This is a genomic window from Jeongeupia sp. HS-3 (assembly GCF_015140455.1).
In the GTDB taxonomy this organism is placed as follows: domain Bacteria; phylum Pseudomonadota; class Gammaproteobacteria; order Burkholderiales; family Chitinibacteraceae; genus Jeongeupia.
Genome location: NZ_AP024094.1, coordinates 2,587,932 through 2,608,746 on the forward strand (window position 1 = coordinate 2,587,932; position 20,815 = coordinate 2,608,746).

Consider the following 20,815-nt stretch of genomic DNA (forward strand, 5'->3'; position numbering starts at 1 on the left):
GCATTCGCCCCATAGCGACCGGTCAGTGGATTGCGGCGGACGCCCGGTTTTCGGCCAGAGCAGAAATTCATATCCGGCGAGTCAATGTCGGCTTAGCGTCATATTGCAGGCTCTAGGGTTCGAGTTATGGGCTGCCGGAGTGCAGGAGGCGCGGAGGGTGGGTTCAGCTGACGCGCCGCAGGTTTTTGTTGGCCAGCGGCACGTCCAACAATTGGCAGGACCCGCCGTGTTCCTTGGAGCTCGACAGCAGGATCTTACGCGCGGCCCGGCTGGCGCCGAGGTAAGCGCGCGACACATAGCGCCGGCGCGTGCCCTGGCCCTGGTCTTCGTCGTAGTCCGCACTATCGGCATGGATGAGGAACACGGTGTGGAACTGCAGCCCCGCCACAAATTCTGGCATGCTGAAGACGCATTTGCTCTTGGCATAGCGCAGCTCTTTGAGGTCTTCACGCGTGGTGATCGGCACGAATTTGTCACGAACGCGGCCGGCGACGCGGATCTTGTCGAACAGCGCCTCGTTCAGGCACAGCACCGCCACCTGGCTGCCGCCGCCATCGATGTCGCGAGCCATGCGGACGGCCTGCTCAAAGACGCTATCGATCAGCTTGATGTCGGTTTCGTAGACGGTCAGGGTCGGCGTTTCGCCTTCGTCCTGCTGCGACTCGGCCACGTAGGTCGCGTACTCGCCCTCCAGATCCATGGCCGGGAAAGAAGCGTCGAGGTCGCGCAGGAACGCCGTGATCTGGGGCGTCGAGCGATAGACCTGCTTGAGTTCGGTCAGCACGGATGCGCCGACGCCCGGGTTGCGGAATTTCTCCATGCCGCCGCAGATGGCAACGTCATTGGAGCTCTGCTTGATGTCGTAGGCCATGAGCAACGGCCAGCGGCCGCCGATCTGTGCCCGCGTCTTGAACAGGTTGTGGAGCAGCATGGCCTCGGCGCGCGTGAAGTAGTGGTATTCATCGACGAACACCAGGTCAAAGCCATCGCGATCGCGCAGGGCTCCCCACTCGTGCGTGCCAAGATAGCCGTCGAAGTCCGCGACCATCTGGTCCATGCCCAGCATCTTCTCCGCCCGCAGACGCGCCCGGTAGACGTCGTGGATCTCCAGGACCACGCGGCGGTGGGCCTCGCTTGGCAGGACCATCTGCCATGGCTCCCTCGAGCCACGCGCATAGCGGTTGGCCTCGTGCGTGTCCTTCTTGATGGCTTCCAGATCCAGCACACAGGCGAACTCGTTCATGAGTTCGTCAATGAGCGAGGGATCTTCTGCGCGATTCTTCAGGCGCTCCTGGAAATCCAGACAGCCTGGGAACTGGTCGAGCACGACTCGAGGATCTTGTAAGACTTGGTCGATGGCCTGTTCGATGAGCATCCGCTGGTATTCACGTCCATCACGGCCATCCTGCGACAAGGGCCTCAAGCCCTTTTTCTCGTACCCCAGCTTCTCCTGCGCCAACTCGTAGATGGTGCCGATCCACAGCCTAGGTTGTCCGGAGGGTGTCCTCAACGACGTCCAGCGTTCCGTGGGATCCAGTGCATGGAGCATGCCTCGCACACCCGAATGGGCCAATGCCGAGCTGTGTGTCAGGAATGCGAAGGTTTTGTCGCCGTCCGCGTCGGCGTACAGATCGCGCAGGCACTTCACAACCATCGACTGCGTCTTTCCGGTGCCGGCGGCGCCACGCAGCCTCACGGGTCGATCATGCGGCTGATCGACAAATGCGCGCTGCTCGCGGTTCAGGCGCTGCTCGTACCACTCCTGCAATGTCCCCGCGCTCGCGAGCTGGACGCCTAGGGGTTCCGACAGCAGGACGCCGAAGTTGCCGACGGGTGGTGCGACCGGAGGGTCCGCCAGCAGGGCATCACAGATGCCTTCCATAGCGCGCTGATACAGCGCATTGTCCTCCGGCACTCCATCCAGGTCTTCGGGGTTGCTGGTGACGGCAAACGCGTAGAGATTGCCGGTGTCATCTGGCGATTGGTCGAAGTAGACCCGTTGCCGGGCGTCTCGGGAGGACTGTGCGAAAACCGAAAGCCGGGAGCCTGCGTGATACGGCTGCCACTGGATTGGAATCGCAATGCCGCGGTCGAAGTGGCGCAACGCCACGCGAATCACCCGCTCGAAGGCCGTGCGTGGCTTGGCGAGCTTGGCCGCAGCGGCGAACATGGCAGTATTGATAACCAGGTAGCCATCATCCAGGTCGGCATCTTGGGACAGCAGGTAGACGATGTCTTTCGATTCCACACGGCGCAGGCCATCGGTGTTCTGCGGCACTTCGAATTTCTGCAGCCAGGCATCCTCTACGAATGCCCGGTCCAGGATACTGACAGCCTTCTGGTCGATGACGAGGGCGGATACGGTTGTCGTCATGGTTATGCCTCCTGCACGTTTTTCTTGAAGAATTCCTCGATCGTAAGTTCGGCTGCTGTTTCGCAGGCGGATTCGAAGGTCTTGGGCATGCCAATGCGCGAGAACAGGAATGCCAGCTTCTGGGTGATCGAGAAGCGGATCCCGTCGTTGAGGCGCCCGAGGCGATGGAAAGCATCGGGTCTGTCATGGATGCGTGCGTCCTGTTCAGTGAGATACAGGTCGGGGGCCATGATGGTCCACATCGAGCGCAGCATCACCACAAAGCCGAAACCGCTCTGGCTGGGCAGCTCCGGCAGCACGAAATAGTCCTGGAAGCCGCCGCCGTCCTTGAAGGCATTGCGCACGCTTTCCTGCTGGATCCTCTCTTCGACTCCAAAGAGTGTCCAGGCGGCTTTCAACCGGCTGAAGGCGCTCTGGTTTTCGTCGGCGCTCACCGTGAGCGCGAAGCCCTGGAGATCGCGCAGCGGCTTGCCATCTGCGGTTGGCGCCTGGCCAGTGGCACTCGTCAGGATCTCTTCGGCAGTCTTGCTGCGCAGCCATTGCACCAGTGAGTCATGTGTCAGTGCCGCAAGGCCAGGCTGCAGTTTGCGGATCTGGCCATTTAGATGCTCGCATATCGCCTTGGAACGCTTCTCAGCGAGCTTGCGCAACTGCTCCTGCGCCCAGGGGCCTTCGATATAGGCTGCCATGGGCACGATTTCCAGCCAGGTGAAGCGTTCGCCGGCTTTCCTTTGGGCGATATCGCAATCGGCCGTGATCACGATCCCCAGCTTCTCTGCTTCGCCGGTCTTGGGATTGAGCTTGCGGATGATGTCGCCTTGGCGCATCTCTTCTGTGTCTTCAATCTGCGTGAAAAAGCCCGTCATGTATTTTGTCTTGGAGAGGGTCAATGGTGCCAATATTTACACAGAATGTAACATGACGGTAACTCATCTATATTGCAGCCTGGACACAAGACCAGGCGATGACTAAGTCTTGCGCTGAGGTAAGTTCGAACAGCAGAGAAGCGGTCGCTGGCCGGCTCGACGCGCTGCGTGAAAGACCATAACAGCCGTCATTCGGGTCAGCTCATGTCGCCGGGCTCAATAATCGCGTTGCACCAGGCAGCGTGAATAGCCTCGCCGGCGGCTACCGACAGCAACCGCTGCGTAGCAGCCGTTGCCAAATTGTTCTCGAACGGCGGCTCAGGGTCGGAAGCGGTCGTCGGTGTCAGGGGCTTTCAAGGACTGCTTTGGCCGAACAGCGGAAGTCCATGTGCTGGCGAAATCGGCAGCAGTTCTACACAAGCAGTCTTTATCAGCGCGGTGATCACGTGCGCCAGAAAGCGTGATCACAGGTGACCAGATTCCGCAGTGACAGCTAGCTGCCGAACCGAGCGCGACACCGCTCGAGTGCATTGCTAAGTGCGTCGATTTCGTCTTGCATGCCCGCTGCACGCTTAAGTGTCGCATCCCGGATGATAATCTAAGCCCTCGCAGCTGGCGACTTCACTGTGCCCGCCATGCGCTTGCTAAGCTGCGAGCTTCCCTGTCGAGGTCAGCCCGATGATCGTCCAACTGCACCAGCGCGCCCGCACCACCCCGGCCATTCGCGCCGAAATCCAGGCGGCGCCGACCAGCATACCCAACACCGAACTGGCACGTCGCTACGGCGTCACCGTGGATACCATTCGCAAGTGGCGCCAACGCCAGGACGTACAGGATCGTTCGCATACGGCGCATCGACTGCAAACCACGCTGACACCCGCACAAGAAGCGGTCGCAGTACAACTGCGCCAAACCCTTAAGCTGGGGCTGGATGATTTGCTGGTGGTGATCCGCGAGTTCCTGCATCCGACGGTCTCCCGCTCCGGACTGGATCGCTGCCTGCGCCGCCACGGCGTCGGCAGCCTGCATGCGCTCGAACCGACACAGCGGGCGCGCAACAGCAAACCCTTCAAGGATTACGACCCTGGCTTTGTCCATGTCGACGTCAAATACCTGCCGCAAATGCCGGACGAAACCACCCGCCGCTATCTATTCGTCGCCATCGACCGCGCCACCCGCTGGGTGTTCGTGCAGATCAAGCCCAACAAAACCGCTGCAAGCGCGAAGGCATTCCTGGCCGCCTTGGCCAAAGCCATCCCGTTTAAATTGCAGATCCTGTTGACCGACAACGGCAGTGAGTTCACCGATCGCTTGTTCAATAAAACCAAGACCGCCAGCGGCGAGCATGAGTTTGATCGGCTGTGCACAGCGCTGCAGATTGAGCACCGGCTGACCAAACCGCGCCATCCGCAAACCAACGGCATGGTTGAGCGCTTCAACGGCCGGATCAGCGAGGTACTGGCGACGCATCGCTTCCAGTCTGGCGAGGACTTGGCGCAGACGTTGCAGCGCTATGTGTGGCTGTACAACCAGCACTTACCGCAACTGGCCTTGCAACACCGAACGCCGCTGCAGGCGATGAAAGATTGGCAGCAGCGACGGCCGGATTTATTTGTTAAGCGCGTGGTGAATCGTCCGGGACTGGAAACTTAAGCAACTGACCAACTTGGTACCAATACTCGTCGCCTAGGTCACCATCGGCCAGCGCTAGCTCGTGGATTTTCTGGAGCGCAATTTCCAAGTCGATACTGTTATCTTGAGACATATTTTCCTCGAATAATCCGTCAAGATGATTACCATCACGGCTACTCTACCCGATGCCCCCTTATTCTGGAAATTCGATAAAGTCTGGCTGATTTTCTGACGGCAAACGTATTAGAACCATCTTTCCTGATAATTGCAGTTATCAGGAAAGATGGTTCCCATTCCCTATGATTTATCAGTTCGCTCGGAAGCATAGTGTTGCACTCTGAAGCTGATGTTTTGCAGGGAAGAGTCATGATTAGTTATGTATACTGGAACAACTTCCGACTGCAAACTGCCATTGAATACTTGAACCGATAGCAGACATCTAAGTCGACTTCTTGAGCCGTATTATTGATAATATTGGCATGCTGATCTACTTTTTAACTTTCTTTCTATTTTAAGAGTTGCATACGAAAAATGACTCACACAATCGCCGTTTTTATTAGTTCATCCACTACGGAACTCGCGAATGCTTTCTATGCAGCGCAGGGAATGATCTTTGATAGGGGACTGGATGGCGAGACCTTCTTCTTCGAGCTGCGAGAAAAACCATCTATGCTAATCCGACTTGAAGCGGCAGGATACTTCAAGCCTGAGGAAAAGCCCGTCTGGGATATGCATAGCATTACCGAGCATGGAGTTACACTTTATCTTTGTAACATGGAGGCTGGTGATGGATATTTCTATATTCCATTTTCCAATATCCTCGCAGTTCATACAGTATCTGACGGATGGCTACAGGACGTTCGGAAATGCAATGCAATACGTATTCCTTAGGTTTATGTAAAAAAGTCGTTGCAGTGGACTGCCCTGGCTTCAGTAGGCATTACGGCCTACCTCCTCCGCCTGCATCCTCACCGCCCGTATTCCGATAAAAATTGAGACGCCCAAGCAAGCTTCATGGAAGAAAAAGCAACATCCAGCCTTGCAATAGCGGTTCCAACAAGACTTTTGAAAAAATATCCGGTTTTCGGCGGGAGCAGGCGGTAACCGTGGTGCTATACATTCAGGCAGTCATATGACTGCTCATCAGTGATATGACCCATGGAGCAACTCCTCTCCACCAAGGCCTTGGCCGCCATGCTCGGCATCGCCGAGCAAACCATCTACAACCGCCACTCAATTGGTGGTGACCTTCCCCCCGCCATCAAATTGGGGCATTTGCTGCGCTTCCGGGCCTCCGATGTCGGCACCTGGATCGATGCCAAGTGCCAACCCAAGACTACCCCGCTCACGCCTCCCCTTCTGTCCGCCATGCCAAAGCGGCGCGGTCGGCCGACCAAGGCAGAGCAGGTCGCTGCGCGACGCGCTAGCTGACCTAACAACTCGGCGCCACCAAATGAATCGCCCCGGCGGGAACCGGGACGGGATGCGCCAATGGCGCGGCTGTACTCACTCACCAAATGAGTATAGGCGCGGAACTCAATCACCCGCCGCGCAGCGCGGAGGACATATTTCGTTGCAGTACAGAGGGCACAGCTAATCAGCTGACGCGGCACACGCACGGAGTGTGCCCTTGTCTCAACCCCTACCGGCCAACCATCAATCGGCCCGCGGCTCAATGCCCGCAGCGCGACGCGCTGAACTTGTCAAAAAGAACGAAACAAGTACGTCACTCGCCCTCCGGAAACGGAAAAAAGCGGCGCGAAAGAAGCTCAAACAGACCATCAAAGAGCAATGGCGCTATGCAAAAGCCAACAACTTGCGCGCGGTAGCGGTCACGCTGACCTTTGCGGACAACGCGCGATTCACGACCACGCGCATCAGTGCCTTCCTGAACAAGCTGCGCCGCGCCCTAAAGCGCAAAGGCCACGGGTTGCCCTACGTTTGGACCCTCGAACGCGAAGGTAGATTGCACTACCACCTGCTGCTGTGGCTGCCACGGGATTTCAAATTTGCCCCGGAAAAGCTGAAGAAATGGTGGTCGTGGGGCAGCACCTGGGTGGGCAGTTGTCGCAGCCCAAGCGCGTGGGGGCGCTATATCGCCAAGTTCGACAGCACCGCCAAGCTGCCTAAAGGTGCACGTATCCACGGCGCAGGGGGCATGGATGAAGAAGGAAAAACAGCGGTGTTGCGTGCTGCCTTGCCGCGCTGGCTACTACCGCTGCTTCCGGTAAGTCAACGCGCACGTCGCTGCCCGGGCGGTGGCTGGGTGGACGCCGAAACGGGCGTCATCCATCGTTCCCCCTACAAATGGACGCCCTGGGGACCAAAACTCATTAGCGTTAGCCAGCCATCTTTCATATCTCCGTAGGCGGTCTCACGCTTGAGCAGGTGGAATGGCACCTCGCGGGCAGCGTCTTTGGCGTTGTTCTTATTGACCCAGTCGGGATATGGCATGTGGCGCGCCTTTAGGCAGAAAAAGCGAAGGCATTGTTGTAACCGGAGCAGCCTGCACACTATCCGAACAGCACCAGCCGTTCCCCGTGACAAATCTTCTGGAGGTAGAAGAGCTGCGGCAGCGGCCCCGTGTGGCCCAGTTGGCGGGCGGCCTGACACAGCGCCCAAGATTGGGCCCGCACCCCATGAAATCCGGGTTGCCGGGCGATGCGCTCAAGCGTCTCTGCGAGGGCCCCGTAGTTGCGCCGGCCAGCCTGAAAGGCTACGAATGCATGCAACTCGGCCATCTCCTGCTTCGGCCGCCGCCAGGTCCAAGCAGTCCTGCCTCGCGCTTCGTGACGGACCAACTCATAACCCAGCCACCTCAGCCGTGGCCTCTCACAGACCTGCTTCAAGGTCTCACCTTCCAAACCCGCGCCATCGGTCACAAGCAGCAGCCATCCCACCTGCCCGGCCCCCTCAGGCCAATACATCACCAGCACGGCGTTTGCCAGCCCCTTCTTCTTCCGGGTAAGGCGTTGCGCCGGTGAGCAGCCAATGCCGTACAGCGCGTGGAACTTGTTGGCGAGCGCTTCGGCTTTGGCGGCTTTCACGGTGCCGCAGGTGTAGCGGTGATAGCCCTTCGGCACGCTGTCGAGAACTCGGGCCAGGGCGGCGGTCTTGCTGCGCGCGATCGGGGTAGAAGCAGGCATGAAAATTCCGGGTTGAACGTGATACCCGGTATAGCGCGATGCCGCGTGATTGCAGTGTGATGCACGTGCGGCGCAGCCGCACATAATGATGTTCCGTGCAGAGCACGGAGAAACAACGCTATACGCCAATAGGTAAGACGTGTTTGCAAGGGCAGGCAACCAGGCGAGAGCTTGGATGACTCGCATGCACGGTGGTCTGCGCCATGCGTCTTCTCGTTGAGGACGCATCGCGCAGACCGCCAACTGCAAATCACACACATGTCGAAAGACACGCGAAGGGGCGCCAACCCTTCGCACACTGCCTTAGCTGCATGCCGGGTAACGCTGGCTGGTGCGGCTGAAACGGGCGCTGGTGGCAGACATGCCACCTTCGACCCAATCCGCCTCGCGGCGGTGTTGGGCGACACGGAAACGGGAACTGCGGTAACGCAGACCAACCCTGTTGATACGTGAACCGGTGCAAATCCGGATTCTGGGGCGTTTGAAAACGAACGGCGCGACAGAAACCGCGCGTGTGGGCTGCTGAGGGCGTAGAAATGCGTCAGGCCGCTGAGGGGAAACCTGGAAGCGGTGGCACCTCCGTAATGGGAGGGTCGCTGGATAGCTTAAGCACGTAACTAGGGGTGTGAGTCCCCTTTATCGCGGTAAGAAACCTTGGCTACGCCCCGCTTGGGGTGATTCATTGATGACGGTTCAAAGGCGGGTAAGCGCCTGCTATGGAACATCGAGGCGCCGAAACCGGGCAACCGGGTAAGCGTATGCGATGCCTTTGAACCAGAGATGACGTATGCCGAAATCGTGGTTTCGACACGATCAGCTAACGTGGGAATCTCTGACGGCCGATGGACCGGGGTGGCACCCGGGATGGCGCAAGAGAGGGAGCGGCGGAGAGTAGAGTCTGAGCGAACTTCGAGACCTAATCAGTCAAGAGGCGAGCAAACCGGGCGACCGGTACTCGAAAACTGCCAGCGGTGGAAATTGTGTGTGACCCCGCAAGGGGAAGGGCTTGGCGGCCCGTTGTAGCGATGTGCCATCCCTCCCGCTTGGCGGCGGGGGGGATGAACTCTGGCCTTGGCGGGTCAGATAGCGAGGCGAGGCAACTTATCGTCGGAATATCTCAATACAAGACCGGGCATCATGCTCGATGCCCGGTCTTTCTCCTCAAGGACCTTCAACATTGCGGCCTGCATCATGCGGCCGCTCGCACCGCAGCAACCAGCTCGTCGGCGGTTGGGTTGTAGTAGCGCATGGCCATTTGTAGGGTCCGCCATCCAAAAACCTTGGCCAAAGTCGTTTGAGGCATCGTTGGTGCCAACCTCGATGCGGCTTCATGCCGCAGGTCATGAAAGCACAAGCCAACGATACCGGCACGCTCACACGCCCTTCTGAAGGCCGCCCCCAGACCATTTGAATCGTGGAACTTCGTCACTCGTCCACCATGAAGCGGACGCGGCAAGGATTGAAGCGCCGCTTCCGCGACTTCAGAAAGCGGCACGATACGGTCATCGCCGTTTTTGGTCATGGACAGTCGAATAACATGGTTGCGCAGATCGATTTGCGCCCATGTCAACTCAGCGATTTCACCGCGACGCATACCCGTTTCAATCGCGAGCGTGATGCACACATCCAGGCTGTCGGTACGTCCCGCCTTGGCCGCAGCAAGAAGGCGAGCCTCCTCGTCCCCTTCAAGCCGGCGCTCTCGGCCCTTGGGCGCTTTAGGCTTGCGGATATGTGTGATGGGGTTCTCGACCGGAATGGACCAGTCCCGTTTGGCCACGTTGAATACTGCAGATATCAGGGACAGCTCCAGCTGAACCGTTTTGGGCCCAACAGACTTAAGGCGCTCATCGCGATAACTGGCGAAGTCGACGCTACGAAGCGTCGCCAAGGGGCGACTTGCTAGAGGGTGGCGCTGCCATTGCCTGAGCCGACTATTTTCGGCGCACCAGCCACGTTTTTCAGGCGTGACCTCTTGCCGGTAACGCTCAAGCAACTCCGCGAAAGTGGTTTGCTCGGCTTCGCTACGGTCGACAAATGTGCCGCGGCGCATGTCGGCCTCGATTTGGCGAGCCCAGTCTTCAGCATCGCGCTTGGTCTCGAGGGTATGGGTTTGGGTGGGAAAGCCCTTGCGGCGGACTTGGGCCTGGTACTGGTGGGGGCCGCGCTTGCTGATGGTTGCCATCTTCCTGCTCCAAGTGGTGGAGCAAGGGTATAGTTTCGGGCGCAGCAAGCATTGCTGCAGTAACCCTAGCGAATTCGATAAGCCCTTGATTTCATTCGCGAGAAAAAGGCTTGAGACCGCTCCCCGCATCGAGTGCTGCAAATTTGCTGCAAAAACTCGAAAAAATGAAACGAAAAAGGGCTCGCCGAATTCGGCAAGCCCTTGATTTTATGCTGGTTGCGGGAACAGGACTCGAACCTGTGACCTTCGGGTTATGAGCCCGACGAGCTGCCAACTGCTCCATCCCGCGACAGAGAAGCCAGTATATGTCGCGCCCTTTCTAGTGTCAACACCTATTGGCACATATTTTGCGTATGCCGCCAAACACCTGCCACGCCTCAGTCGCGCAACTTGATCAGGGTCGATTTGAGCTCGGTGTATTTATCCAGCGCGTGCAGGGATTTGTCGCGGCCGTTGCCCGATTGCTTGAAGCCGCCAAACGGCAAGTTCTGGTCGCCGCCTTCTTCATAGCAGTTCACCCACACGGTGCCGGCACGCAATTTGCGGGCGGCAAGATGCGCGGTGGCCAGATCACGCGTCCACACCGCGGCGGCAAGGCCGTAGTCGCTGTCGTTGGCAATGGAGAGCGCCTCGTCCAGCGTGTCGAATACGATCAGCGCGCACACCGGGCCGAAGATTTCCTCGCGCGCCAGCCGGTGATGTGGCGCGACTTCAAATAGCGTCGGCTCGATATAGAGCCCGGTCTCGGTCAGTTTGGCCTCGCCACCGGCCAGCAAGGTCGATTCCTTGCGGCCTGCGTCGATATAGCCGAGCACCTTGTCGTACTGGGTCTGGTCGACGATGGCGCCCATGCGCGTCTCCGGGTCGAGCGGATCTCCCGGCACGTAACGGTGGCCAGCCTCGATCAAGGCGGCGAGAAACGCCGGGTAGACCTCGCGCTGCACCAGCACGCGCGAGCCGGCCGAACACATCTCGCCCTGGTTATAGAAAACCCCATCGGCCGCGGCCCTGGCCGCAGCGTGCACATCCGGACAATCGGCGAGGACGATATTCGGCGATTTGCCGCCCAGCTCCAGCCAGGTGCGTTTGAGGTTCGATTGCGCAGCGCACTGCATGATCTGTCTGCCAACGGCGGTCGAGCCCGTAAAGCTGATGCAATCCACATCCATATGCAGCGCAAGCAGTCTGCCGGTTTCGCTGCCGCCGGGGAGCACATTGAACACGCCAGCGGGAATGCCGGCCTCGCTCGCCAGTGCGGCAATGCGGATCGCGGTCAGCGGCGATTTTTCCGAGGGTTTGAGGATCACCGAGTTGCCGGCGGCCAGCGCCGGGGCGAATTTCCAGCTGGCCATCAGCAAGGGGAAGTTCCACGGCACCACCGCCGCGACGACGCCTAGCGGCTCGCGCGTCACCATGCCGAGCAGATTGCCGGCAACCGGTACCACCTCGCCACCGACCTTGTCGATCGCCTCGGCAAACCACTGGACGCAGTACGCGGCACCGGCAACATCAACACCAAGCGCGTCACTGATCGGTTTGCCGGTATCGAGCGTCTCCAGCAGCGCCAGCTCGTCCGCATTGGCGCGCAGCAGCCCGACGAAGCGTAGCAGCACCTGCTTGCGCTCGAGCGGCGAGCGATCGGCCCAGCGGCCGTCGTCAAACGCCGTCCTTGCCGCAGCCACTGCGGCATCGACCTCGGCCGCACCGCACGCGGCTATCCGCGCCAGCGTCTGCCGGTTGGCCGGATTCACCGTGGGGAAGGTCGCCGCAGTGCCCAGATAGCCGCCATTGATATAGGCCCGGCCCTCGAACACTTGCGCGGCAGCGAGGGCTTGCCAGTCGGAATACGTCAACAGGCGCATCATTTCTCCGTTTGCTTGGCTGGCGTCCGCGCGCTCATGCAGATCAAGCGATGGGATTGCGGCAGTCAGGCCATCACGTCGGTAAGTGGCATCGCCGGCAGGTGCTCATAAGGAAATCAAAATACCCGCGCCCTAACTTGTCAATTATTTTTCGCGTGGCTTAGACTGGAATTCAGCCCGCTATGGCGGCCAGGCAGATCGCCCCACCCGCTTGATGCCGGGCCGCGATTCAACACTGCGAAAAGAATGAATGGCGAGGCGCCAACCGACGCCCTGCCGGATCCCCACCGAGGCGTGCCGCGCGCGGACCGCGCAGCCGATAAAACGCATGGCCCTTCCCGTCATAGGCATTCCCTGCTGCCGCTGGTGGCTGAATGACAAGCAGTTCTTCCATCTGGTCACCGAGAAGTACATCGAAGCGGCCAGAGGCGCCGGCGGCTTGCCACTCCTGATCCCGGCCCTCGGCGACGCCTGCGCGCCGGACGAGATCCTGGCCCATGTCGACGGCTTGTTGCTGACCGGCAGCCCGTCGAATATCGAACCGCATCATTACGGCGCGGCCGCCATCGCCGGCGACTTCAACGACCCTCACCGCGATGCGACCACACTGCCGCTGGTTCGCGCCGCCATTGCGCTGGGCGTACCGGTGCTCGGCATCTGCCGCGGCTTTCAGGAGATGAATGTCGCCTTCGGCGGCACGCTGCATCAACAGCTGCACGATCAGCCCGGCATGCTCGACCACCGTGAACTCAAGGGCAGCATGGACGTGATGTATGACGTCGCCCACGACGTCACGCTCGTCGAAAACGGGCTACTGCACAGGCTGTCGGGCCAGCGTGCCGCGCGGGTCAATTCACTGCACAAACAGGGCATCGCCACGCTCGGCGCCGGACTGGTAGCCGAAGCATGGGCGCCGGACGGCTTGATCGAGGGCTTTCGCGTTGAGAACGCTCGCGCCTTCGCGCTGGCGGTGCAGTGGCACCCCGAATGGCGCTACCGCGACAACCCGTTCTCGCTGGCGCTGTTCACCGCTTTTGGCGCCGCTTGCGAAGCGCACCGACTGGCCCGGCCGTAACGCCAAGGAGACAAGCATGAGCGTACTGAGCGACTGGCTGCGGGAAAACCGGATCACCGAAGTCGAGTGCATCACGCCGGATTTCACCGGTATCGCCCGCGGCAAGATCGTGCCGCGCGAGAAATTCAGCGAAGAAGAAGGCATGCGCCTGCCGCAGGTCGTGCTGGTGCAGACGGTCACCGGTGAATACGCCGAGCACATCGTTCCCGATACCGATCCGGACATGGTGCTGTTGCCAGACCCCAGCAGCATCCGGCTGGTGCCGTGGGCCAAAGACCCGGTGGCGCAGGTGATTCACGACTGCTTTTATCACGACGGCCGGCCGGTCGAAATGTCGCCACGGCATGTGCTGCGGCGCGTGCTGCAACTGTATGAGGCCAAAGGCTGGGAGCCGGTCGTCGCGCCGGAAATGGAGTTCTACATCGTCGACGTGAACGTTGATCCCGATCTGCCGCTACAGCCACCGGTCGGGCGCACCGGGCGACCCGAAACCGGCCGCAAGGCGTATTCGATCGACGCGGTGAACGAGTACGACGATCTGTTCGAAGACGTCTACGACTATTGCGACGCGCAGCATCTGCAAATCGATACGCTGATCCACGAAGTGGGTGCCTGCCAGATGGAGATCAACTTCCTGCATGGCAAGGCGCTTGATCTGGCCGATCAGGTCTTCCTGTTCAAGCGCACGGTGCGCGAGGCGGCGATTCGCCACAATATGTACGCGACCTTCATGGCCAAGCCGATGGAAAACGAACCCGGCTCGGCGATGCACATTCATATGAGCGTGATCGATCAGGCGACCGGCAAGAACGTGTTCTCCAACGACGATGGCAGCGCGAGCGAGGTGTTCCATCAGTGCATCGGCGGCATGCAGAAGTATTTCCCGCAACTGATCGCGCTGTTCGCCCCCTATGTGAACAGCTATCGGCGACTGGTACGCCACACCGCCGCGCCGATCAATGTGCAATGGGGCCTGGACAACCGCACTTGCGGCATCCGCGTGCCGCACTCGACCCCGGCGGCAAGGCGGATCGAAAACCGCATCCCCGGCGTCGATTGCAATCCCTACCTCGTACTGGCCGGAACACTGGCTGCGGCGTATCTGGGCATTGCCGAACAGCTCGCCCCGACGCCGGCACTCGACGGCAACGCCTACGGTCTGCCCTTCGCCTTTCCACACGGGCTTGACGATGCGATTGCCGTGTTCGGCAACAGCCCGGCACTGGCCAGCGTACTGGGGCAGGAGTTCATCACCGCCTACTGTGCGGTCAAGCAAGCCGAATACCTCGAATACGCCCGCGTCATCAGCCCGTGGGAGCGTCGCCACCTGTTGCTGTTCGTTTGATCGCGCCCGTTGGCGCCTCAGGAGCAAAGTCATGTCCGAATCCAGTGCCGGCTGGGACAAACGCCGCCTAGCCGCCACGCCGCGCGGCGTCGGCCTCGCCACCACCGTGTTTGCCGAACGCGCCCGCAATGCCGAGATCTGGGATAGCGATGGTCGTCGCTATATCGACTTTGCCAGCGGCATCGCCGTGCTCAATACCGGCCACCTGCATCCTAAGGTCAAAGCCGCCGTCGCCGCGCAGCTCGAGCACTTCTCGCACAGCTGCTATCAGGTGATGCCTTACGGCGGCTATGTCGAGCTGGCCGAACGCATCAACGCGCTGGTGCCGATTGCGGCGGCGACCAAAACCTTCTTCGTGACCACCGGCGCCGAAGCGGTCGAAAATGCAGTGAAGATCGCCCGTGCACATACCGGCCGTTCGGGGGTGATCGCATTCGCGGGCGGCTTTCACGGCCGCACCATGATGACGATGGCGCTGACCGGCAAGGTGTCACCGTACAAGCTGGGCTTCGGCCCCCTACCGGGCGACGTCTATCACGCACCGTTTCCGAATGCCCTGCACCGCGTCAGTGTCGACGACGCAGTCGCCGGCTTGAACGCACTGTTCAAGTCGTCGATCGAAGCCGCGCGCGTCGCCGCCATCATCGTCGAACCGGTACAGGGCGAAGGCGGTTTCAACCCGGCGCCACTCGCATTCATGCGCGCACTACGGGCCATCTGCGATGAACACGGCATCGTGCTGATCGCCGACGAAATCCAGACCGGTTTCGGCCGTACCGGCAAATGGTTTGCGATGGAACACTACGACGTCGAGGCTGACCTGTTTACCATGGCCAAATCGCTCGGCGGCGGCTTCCCGCTTGCCGGGGTCTGCGGTCGCGCCGAGATCATGGACGCGCCGGCAGCCGGCGGACTCGGCGGCACTTACGGCGGCAGCCCGATCGGCATTGCCGCCGCGCTGGCGGTACTCGACGTCATCACTGAAGAAAAACTGTGCGAACGCGCTGAGGTGCTCGGCGGCAAAATCAAGAGGCGGCTGGCATCACTGCGAGCCGATATCCCGCAGATTGCCGAAATCCGTGGCCCCGGCGCCATGGTTGCGGTGGAATTTTTCGACGATGGCAAACCGTCGGCGGCGTTCGCGGCCAAGGTCAAAAACAAGGCGCTCGACCTCGGCCTGCTGCTGCTCAGCTGCGGCATGCATGGCAACGTCATCCGCTTTCTATGCCCGCTGACGATTGAAGATGCACTGCTCGACGAAGCGCTCGACCTGCTCGAAACCGCCATGCGTGCGTGAACCCCAAACGCCCTTGCCTCGGCATGGGTACTCAGGATCCAGACCGATGTTGAAACTGAACAACCCCGCGCTGCTGCGCCAGCAATGTCCGGTCGCCGGCGCTTGGATAAACGCCGATAGCGGCGCCACCCTCGCTGTGACCAATCCGGCCACCGGCGAGACGATCGGCAGCGTGCCGAAAATGGGCGCAGCCGAGACCCGCCGCGCCATCGAGGCCGCAAAGACGGCGATGAAGAGCTGGCAACAACGTACCGCCAAGGAACGCGCCAGCGTGCTGCGCCGCTGGTTTGAGCTGATGCTCGCCAACCAGGATGATTTGGCCGCCATTCTCACCGCCGAGCAGGGCAAACCGCTGGCCGAGGCCAGGGGCGAAATTGCCTACGGCGCCGGCTATATCGAATGGTTTGCCGAAGAGGCCAAACGCGTTTACGGCGACACCATTCCGAGCCACGGCGCGGACAAACGCCTCATCGTCATCAAGCAGCCGATCGGCGTCACCGCGGCGATCACGCCGTGGAACTTCCCGAACGCGATGATCGCCCGCAAGGTCGGCCCGGCGCTGGCGGCCGGCTGCGCGATGGTGCTCAAACCGGCATCGCAAACGCCGCTGTCGGCGCTGGCGCTGGCGGCACTGGCCTTTGATGCCGGCGTGCCGCCGGGCCTGTTCAGCGTGGTGACGGGCTCGGCCGGCGAAATCGGCGCCGAACTGAGCGGCAATCCGCTGGTCGCCAAGCTGTCGTTCACCGGCTCGACCGAAGTCGGCAAGCAACTGCTGGCGCAATGCGCGAACACGGTGAAAAGAACCTCGATGGAGCTCGGCGGCAACGCGCCCTTCGTGGTGTTCGACGATGCCGACCTCGACGCCGCGGTCGACGGTGCGATCGCCTCGAAATACCGCAATGCCGGCCAGACCTGCGTCTGCGCCAACCGGCTCTATGTGCAGGCCGGCGTGTACGACGCCTTCGCCGCCAAGCTCGCCGCCGCGGTGGCCAGGCTCAAGGTCGGCAACGGCGTCGATCCCGGCGTCACGCAAGGGCCGTTGATCGACGAAAAGGCAGTACACAAGGTCGAGGAGCACATCGCCGATGCACTCGCTCACGGCGGTGAAATCGTCATTGGCGGCCAGCGCCATGCGCTCGGGCATACCTTCTTCGAGCCCACCATCATCAAGCACGCCAACGCCCGCATGAAACTCGCGCGCGAGGAAACCTTCGGTCCGCTCGCCCCGCTGTTCCGCTTCGAGACCGAGGCCGAGCTGATCGCGCAAGCCAACGACACCGAGTTCGGCCTCGCCAGCTATTTCTACAGCCGCGACATCGGCCGCATCTGGCGCGTTGCCGAAGCGCTCGAGTACGGCATGGTCGGCATCAATACCGGGCTGATCTCGACCGAGGTCGCGCCGTTTGGTGGCGTCAAGCAATCGGGCTTGGGCCGCGAGGGTTCGCACTACGGCATCGACGATTACCTGGAGCTCAAATACCTGTGCCTGGGCGGCCTTGATCGCTAACCCCCGAATCGAAGAGTCCACCATGAAGACTTCGGCCTTCACGCCACACGCCTCATCGTATTACGCCGCCACCACCAACTCGCAGCCAGCGCGCCCGGTGCTGGCCGAACACCTGGATGTGGATGTCTGCATCATCGGCGCCGGCTACACCGGGCTCTCGGCCGGGCTGCATCTGACGGAGGCCGGCTTCAAGGTGGTGATCGTTGAGGCCGCCCGTGTCGGCTGGGGCGCATCGGGCCGCAATGGCGGGCAAATCGTCAATTCGTACTCCCGTGATCTTGATGTCATCGAAGCGCGCTACGGCGCCGATACCGCCGGTGCACTCGGCGCCATGGCATTTGAAGGCGGCAGGATTATCCGCGAGCGCATCGCCCGGTATAGCATCGATTGCGTCCTGAAGAACGGCGGCGTATTTGCCGCGATCACACCGGGCCATTTCACGCACCTGCAAAAGCAGAAAGCATTGTGGGAGCGCTATGGCCACACGCAATTGCAATTGCTTGATGCAAACGCAACGCGCCAAATCGTGGCAAGCGACCGCTACCACGGTGCGCTACTGGATATGAGTGCTGGCCACCTCCACCCACTAAACCTGGCACTCGGTGAGGCGGCGGCATTCGAATCACTCGGCGGCCGGATTTTCGAGGATACGCCCGCGATCAGGGTCGAGCGCCGTTTTCGGCCCATCGTCCACACCCCGCAGGGTTCGGTAACGGCGAATTTCGTGATCGTCGCCGGCAACGCCTATCTCGGCAATCTGGTGCCCGAACTCGCAGCCAAATCCATGCCTTGCGGCAGCCAGATCGTCGTCACCGAACCGCTCGGCGCCTTGGCCGATAAGCTGCTACCGCAGGATTACTGCATCGAGGATTGCAATTACCTCCTCGACTACTACCGGCTCACCGAGGACAAACGGCTGCTATTCGGCGGCGGCGTCGTTTATGGCGCGCGCGACCCGGCACATATCGAGGCGATCATCATACCCAAGCTGCTGAAAACCTTTCCCCAGCTGGCCAACATCAAGATCGACTACGCGTGGACCGGTAACTTCCTGCTCACGCTATCGCGGCTGCCACAGATGGGGCGGCTCGATCACAACATCTATTACTCACAAGGCTGCAGCGGCCACGGGGTCACCTTCACCCACCTCGCCGGCAAGCTCTTGGCCGAAGTATTGCAGGGGCAAGCGACACGCTTCGATGCCTTCGCCAAGCTGCCGCACCTGCCCTTTCCCGGCGGGCGATTGCTGCAGGTGCCGTTCACCGCGATCGGTGCCTGGTATTACGATCTGCGCGACCGGCTCGGCCTCTGAACGCAAAATGCCTCGGCCAAAGGCCGAGGCATTTTGAAGAAAGCATTCCGGGCAAATCCGTCTTCGAACCCGCTCTGCCGATCCGCTCGCGACGGCTACTCAACCAGATCCTTATAGGCAATCCATGTTGCGTGTCCCAAAAGCGGAAACAGCAGCACGAAGCCAAGCAGAAAGGTGGCAAATCCGATCGCCGTCAGCAGCACGATCAGCGCCGCCCAGACGATCATCGCCGGCAGGTTTTCGGCAACGACGCGCAAGCTGGTCATCATCGCCGTCACCGTATCGACGTCCCGATCGGCCAACATCGGAATCGATACCGCCGTCAGCGCAAACACCAGACAGGCCAGCAAAAATCCGCCAACCAGCCAAGCAATAGTGAAGCCCGCATATTCGCTCAGCAGCGATGCATAAAAGTTGTGCAGGGTAATGGCCTCGCCGCCGTAAAACAGCGCAAACAGAATGGCCGACACCCGCTCCCAGGCGATGGCAATCATGAACAGCACCACACCGAAATAGGCGAGTTGACTGGCGTTTTTCAGCAGATCCTTGATCGACTGCACAAAGGATGTCGGTCTACCTTCTTCGCGCTCACTAGTGAGTTCATAAATGCCCGCGGCCCCAAGCGGTGCAAGGAGCAGAAAACCGGTGATCGATGTGGTGAACAGATGCGGATATTGCGAGGCCAGTGACAAGACCAGCCAGCCCAGCAGGGTGATCAGTGCACCATGCGCAAGGCTGGGTGCTGGGTGAGTGGCCAAATCCTGCCAGCCACGGGAAATCCACGAAAATGCCCGAAAGGTATTGACCTTACGGGTTCGCGGCAACGTGAAATGATCGTCCAGCCCGTTCAGATGCAAATCCATGATGCCCCCTTGCTGCTTGCATGCAGTCTTCCATCGGTATCCATTCGATGTAGTCAATCGCACAGCACTTACGATAGCCAGCCCGATGAGTGGTCACTTTTAAACGGTCACACGCTGTTTATCTTTCTTGTCTCTGCGATTTTCTTTGCTAGTTTTAAAAGCAAACATCGATACACCGGCAAGCTGATCGGTTTGCAAACGGTGTGATATCGCCAGGGAGGGTAACCATGCGTGCATCGCGCACCACGGCCGTATTGGCCTGTGCATCGGCATTGCGCAGCGCCACGGCTGCAGATAGCCGCATCAGCTTCCAGCCGCCGCAAACGCTGATTGCGCAAGACATCTCTGATTTGCACACCTGGATCATGATCGTGATCGTGGTGATCTTCGTCGCGGTGTTCAGCGTTATGTTCTACGCGATTTTCCGTCATCGCAAATCGCTGGGGCACAAGGCGCTGCCTTTCCATGAGAACACCACCGTCGAAGTGCTCTGGACCGTCATTCCTGCGCTGATCCTCGCCGTTATGGCCTGGCCCGCGGCCAAGGTGGTGCTGGCGCAAAAAGACAGCCGTGGCGCCACCATCACCATCAAGGCGACCGGTTACCAGTGGTTCTGGGGGTACGACTACGTCGACTACGGCTTTGGCTACAAGAGCAAGCTCGCGACGCCGCGCAAGGAGATCGACAACTACCAAACCGCCGGTAGCGCCAAGAATCCGAATTACCTGCTTGAAGTCGACGAGCCGCTGGTGGTGCCGGTCGGCCAGAAGGTACGCATCCTCACCACCAGCAACGACGTGATTCATTCATGGGCGATGCCGGCCTTCGGCGTCAAACAGGATGCGATTCCGGGCTTCATCCGCGACACCTGGTTCAAGGCCGAGCGCGAAGGCACTTTCCGTGGCCAGTGTTCGGAGTTGTGCGGCCAGGATCACGGCTTCATGCCCATCGTCGTCAAGGTTGTCAGCGCGGCCAAGTTCCAGGATTACGTGTCGCAAAAACAGGCTAGCGCCAAGGCCATGGCCGACGATCCGAACAAAATCTGGACCCGCGACGATCTGGTTGCCCGCGGCAAGAAGGTCTACGAAGCAAATTGCCTGGCCTGTCATCAAGCAACGGGCATGGGCACTGGCCCCTTCCCGTCGCTGGTGAACTCGAAGATCACCACCGGCCCGGTGCAAGCGCACCTCGGCATCGTGCTGCAAGGCAAGAACGCCATGCCTGCGTGGCCAGGGCTCTCCGACACCGAAATTGCCGCTGTGATCACTTACGAGCGCAACCATTTCAACCACGTCGGCGATCTGCTGCAACCCAAAGACGTGAAGCTTGCCCGCAAGTAGGCCGGCGATAACCC

Annotated in this window: 16 protein-coding genes and 1 tRNA gene; 10 read left to right on the forward strand and 7 right to left on the reverse strand. The window is 60.4% G+C overall.

Features of this window, described 5'->3' with window-relative positions; genetic code table 11:
* Positions 1–163: 163 nt before the first annotated feature.
* Positions 164–2,374 carry a UvrD-helicase domain-containing protein gene (locus JLC71_RS12385; protein WP_200915774.1) on the reverse strand — a complete coding sequence of 737 codons (2,211 nt, stop codon included), beginning with the start codon at positions 2,372–2,374 and terminating at the stop codon, positions 164–166.
* A 2-nt stretch (positions 2,375–2,376) separates the two neighbouring features.
* On the reverse strand, positions 2,377–3,240 hold the full coding sequence (locus tag JLC71_RS12390; RefSeq protein ID WP_200915775.1) for a hypothetical protein: 864 nt from the start codon (positions 3,238–3,240) through the stop codon (positions 2,377–2,379).
* A gap of 678 nt (positions 3,241–3,918) precedes the next feature.
* Here JLC71_RS12390 and JLC71_RS12395 point away from each other — a divergent pair.
* The 4 genes from JLC71_RS12395 to JLC71_RS12410 all read left to right on the forward strand — a co-directional run bounded on the left by JLC71_RS12395 (position 3,919) and on the right by JLC71_RS12410 (position 7,240).
* The gene (locus JLC71_RS12395) at positions 3,919–4,893 is read left to right on the forward strand and encodes an IS481 family transposase (RefSeq protein WP_200915776.1); all 975 of its coding nucleotides are present in this window, start codon (positions 3,919–3,921) and stop codon (positions 4,891–4,893) included.
* 510 nt (positions 4,894–5,403) lie between these two features.
* Complete coding sequence (locus tag JLC71_RS12400) at positions 5,404–5,763, forward strand: hypothetical protein (protein ID WP_200915777.1); 360 nt, start codon at positions 5,404–5,406, stop codon at positions 5,761–5,763.
* Between the two features lie 267 nt (positions 5,764–6,030).
* Positions 6,031–6,303 carry a helix-turn-helix transcriptional regulator gene (locus tag JLC71_RS12405; protein ID WP_200915778.1) on the forward strand — a complete coding sequence of 91 codons (273 nt, stop codon included), beginning with the start codon at positions 6,031–6,033 and terminating at the stop codon, positions 6,301–6,303.
* A gap of 199 nt (positions 6,304–6,502) precedes the next feature.
* Complete coding sequence (locus JLC71_RS12410) at positions 6,503–7,240, forward strand: rolling circle replication-associated protein (protein ID WP_200915779.1); 738 nt, start codon at positions 6,503–6,505, stop codon at positions 7,238–7,240.
* Between the two features lie 145 nt (positions 7,241–7,385).
* Here JLC71_RS12410 and JLC71_RS12415 read toward each other — a convergent pair whose 3' ends face one another.
* The 4 genes from JLC71_RS12415 to JLC71_RS12430 form a co-directional block, all read right to left on the reverse strand.
* Positions 7,386–8,018: a hypothetical protein gene (locus JLC71_RS12415; RefSeq protein WP_200915780.1), complete on the reverse strand. Its 633-nt coding sequence runs from the start codon at positions 8,016–8,018 to the stop codon at positions 7,386–7,388.
* 1,189 nt (positions 8,019–9,207) lie between these two features.
* Positions 9,208–10,200, reverse strand: coding sequence for a site-specific integrase (locus tag JLC71_RS12420; RefSeq protein WP_200915781.1), 993 nt, complete (start codon positions 10,198–10,200; stop codon positions 9,208–9,210).
* A 213-nt stretch (positions 10,201–10,413) separates the two neighbouring features.
* A tRNA-Met gene (locus JLC71_RS12425) sits at positions 10,414–10,489 on the reverse strand.
* An 88-nt stretch (positions 10,490–10,577) separates the two neighbouring features.
* Complete coding sequence (locus tag JLC71_RS12430) at positions 10,578–12,062, reverse strand: aldehyde dehydrogenase (protein WP_374757603.1); 1,485 nt, start codon at positions 12,060–12,062, stop codon at positions 10,578–10,580.
* Positions 12,063–12,390: 328 nt separating this feature from the next.
* Between JLC71_RS12430 and JLC71_RS12435 the strand changes: the two genes are divergently transcribed.
* Genes JLC71_RS12435 through JLC71_RS12455 form a run of 5 tightly spaced genes read left to right on the forward strand, consistent with a single transcriptional unit; the run spans position 12,391 to position 18,598 of the window.
* On the forward strand, positions 12,391–13,137 hold the full coding sequence (locus JLC71_RS12435; protein ID WP_200915783.1) for a gamma-glutamyl-gamma-aminobutyrate hydrolase family protein: 747 nt from the start codon (positions 12,391–12,393) through the stop codon (positions 13,135–13,137).
* Positions 13,138–13,153: 16 nt separating this feature from the next.
* Positions 13,154–14,482 (forward strand): glutamine synthetase family protein, encoded by a 1,329-nt coding sequence (locus JLC71_RS12440; protein ID WP_200915784.1) that lies wholly within the window; start codon positions 13,154–13,156, stop codon positions 14,480–14,482.
* Between the two features lie 31 nt (positions 14,483–14,513).
* Positions 14,514–15,779, forward strand: coding sequence for a 4-aminobutyrate--2-oxoglutarate transaminase (gene gabT / locus JLC71_RS12445; protein WP_200915785.1), 1,266 nt, complete (start codon positions 14,514–14,516; stop codon positions 15,777–15,779).
* Between the two features lie 46 nt (positions 15,780–15,825).
* Positions 15,826–17,286, forward strand: coding sequence for an NADP-dependent succinate-semialdehyde dehydrogenase (gene gabD, locus JLC71_RS12450; protein WP_255517238.1), 1,461 nt, complete (start codon positions 15,826–15,828; stop codon positions 17,284–17,286).
* Positions 17,287–17,308: 22 nt separating this feature from the next.
* On the forward strand, positions 17,309–18,598 hold the full coding sequence (locus tag JLC71_RS12455) for an NAD(P)/FAD-dependent oxidoreductase (RefSeq protein WP_200915786.1): 1,290 nt from the start codon (positions 17,309–17,311) through the stop codon (positions 18,596–18,598).
* Positions 18,599–18,693: 95 nt separating this feature from the next.
* Here JLC71_RS12455 and JLC71_RS12460 read toward each other — a convergent pair whose 3' ends face one another.
* Positions 18,694–19,461 carry a DUF2189 domain-containing protein gene (locus JLC71_RS12460; protein WP_200915787.1) on the reverse strand — a complete coding sequence of 256 codons (768 nt, stop codon included), beginning with the start codon at positions 19,459–19,461 and terminating at the stop codon, positions 18,694–18,696.
* Between the two features lie 227 nt (positions 19,462–19,688).
* Here JLC71_RS12460 and coxB point away from each other — a divergent pair, with 227 nt between their 5' ends.
* Positions 19,689–20,801, forward strand: coding sequence for a cytochrome c oxidase subunit II (coxB, locus tag JLC71_RS12465; RefSeq protein ID WP_200915788.1), 1,113 nt, complete (start codon positions 19,689–19,691; stop codon positions 20,799–20,801).
* Positions 20,802–20,815 lie beyond the last annotated feature (14 nt).

Excerpts from the sequence above, each read along its gene's own strand:
- JLC71_RS12385 (WP_200915774.1), bottom strand. The coding sequence starts at position 2,374 with ATGACGACAACCGTATCCGCCCTCGTCATCGACCAGAAGGCTGTCAGT.
- JLC71_RS12390 (WP_200915775.1), bottom strand. The coding sequence starts at position 3,240 with ATGACGGGCTTTTTCACGCAGATTGAAGACACAGAAGAGATGCGCCAA.
- JLC71_RS12395 (WP_200915776.1), top strand. The coding sequence starts at position 3,919 with ATGATCGTCCAACTGCACCAGCGCGCCCGCACCACCCCGGCCATTCGC.
- JLC71_RS12400 (WP_200915777.1), top strand. The coding sequence starts at position 5,404 with ATGACTCACACAATCGCCGTTTTTATTAGTTCATCCACTACGGAACTC.
- JLC71_RS12405 (WP_200915778.1), top strand. The coding sequence starts at position 6,031 with ATGGAGCAACTCCTCTCCACCAAGGCCTTGGCCGCCATGCTCGGCATC.
- JLC71_RS12415 (WP_200915780.1), bottom strand. The coding sequence starts at position 8,018 with ATGCCTGCTTCTACCCCGATCGCGCGCAGCAAGACCGCCGCCCTGGCC.
- JLC71_RS12420 (WP_200915781.1), bottom strand. The coding sequence starts at position 10,200 with ATGGCAACCATCAGCAAGCGCGGCCCCCACCAGTACCAGGCCCAAGTC.
- JLC71_RS12430 (WP_374757603.1), bottom strand. The coding sequence starts at position 12,062 with ATGCGCCTGTTGACGTATTCCGACTGGCAAGCCCTCGCTGCCGCGCAA.
- JLC71_RS12435 (WP_200915783.1), top strand. The coding sequence starts at position 12,391 with ATGGCCCTTCCCGTCATAGGCATTCCCTGCTGCCGCTGGTGGCTGAAT.
- JLC71_RS12440 (WP_200915784.1), top strand. The coding sequence starts at position 13,154 with ATGAGCGTACTGAGCGACTGGCTGCGGGAAAACCGGATCACCGAAGTC.
- gabT (WP_200915785.1), top strand. The coding sequence starts at position 14,514 with ATGTCCGAATCCAGTGCCGGCTGGGACAAACGCCGCCTAGCCGCCACG.
- gabD (WP_255517238.1), top strand. The coding sequence starts at position 15,826 with ATGTTGAAACTGAACAACCCCGCGCTGCTGCGCCAGCAATGTCCGGTC.
- JLC71_RS12455 (WP_200915786.1), top strand. The coding sequence starts at position 17,309 with ATGAAGACTTCGGCCTTCACGCCACACGCCTCATCGTATTACGCCGCC.
- JLC71_RS12460 (WP_200915787.1), bottom strand. The coding sequence starts at position 19,461 with ATGGATTTGCATCTGAACGGGCTGGACGATCATTTCACGTTGCCGCGA.
- coxB (WP_200915788.1), top strand. The coding sequence starts at position 19,689 with ATGCGTGCATCGCGCACCACGGCCGTATTGGCCTGTGCATCGGCATTG.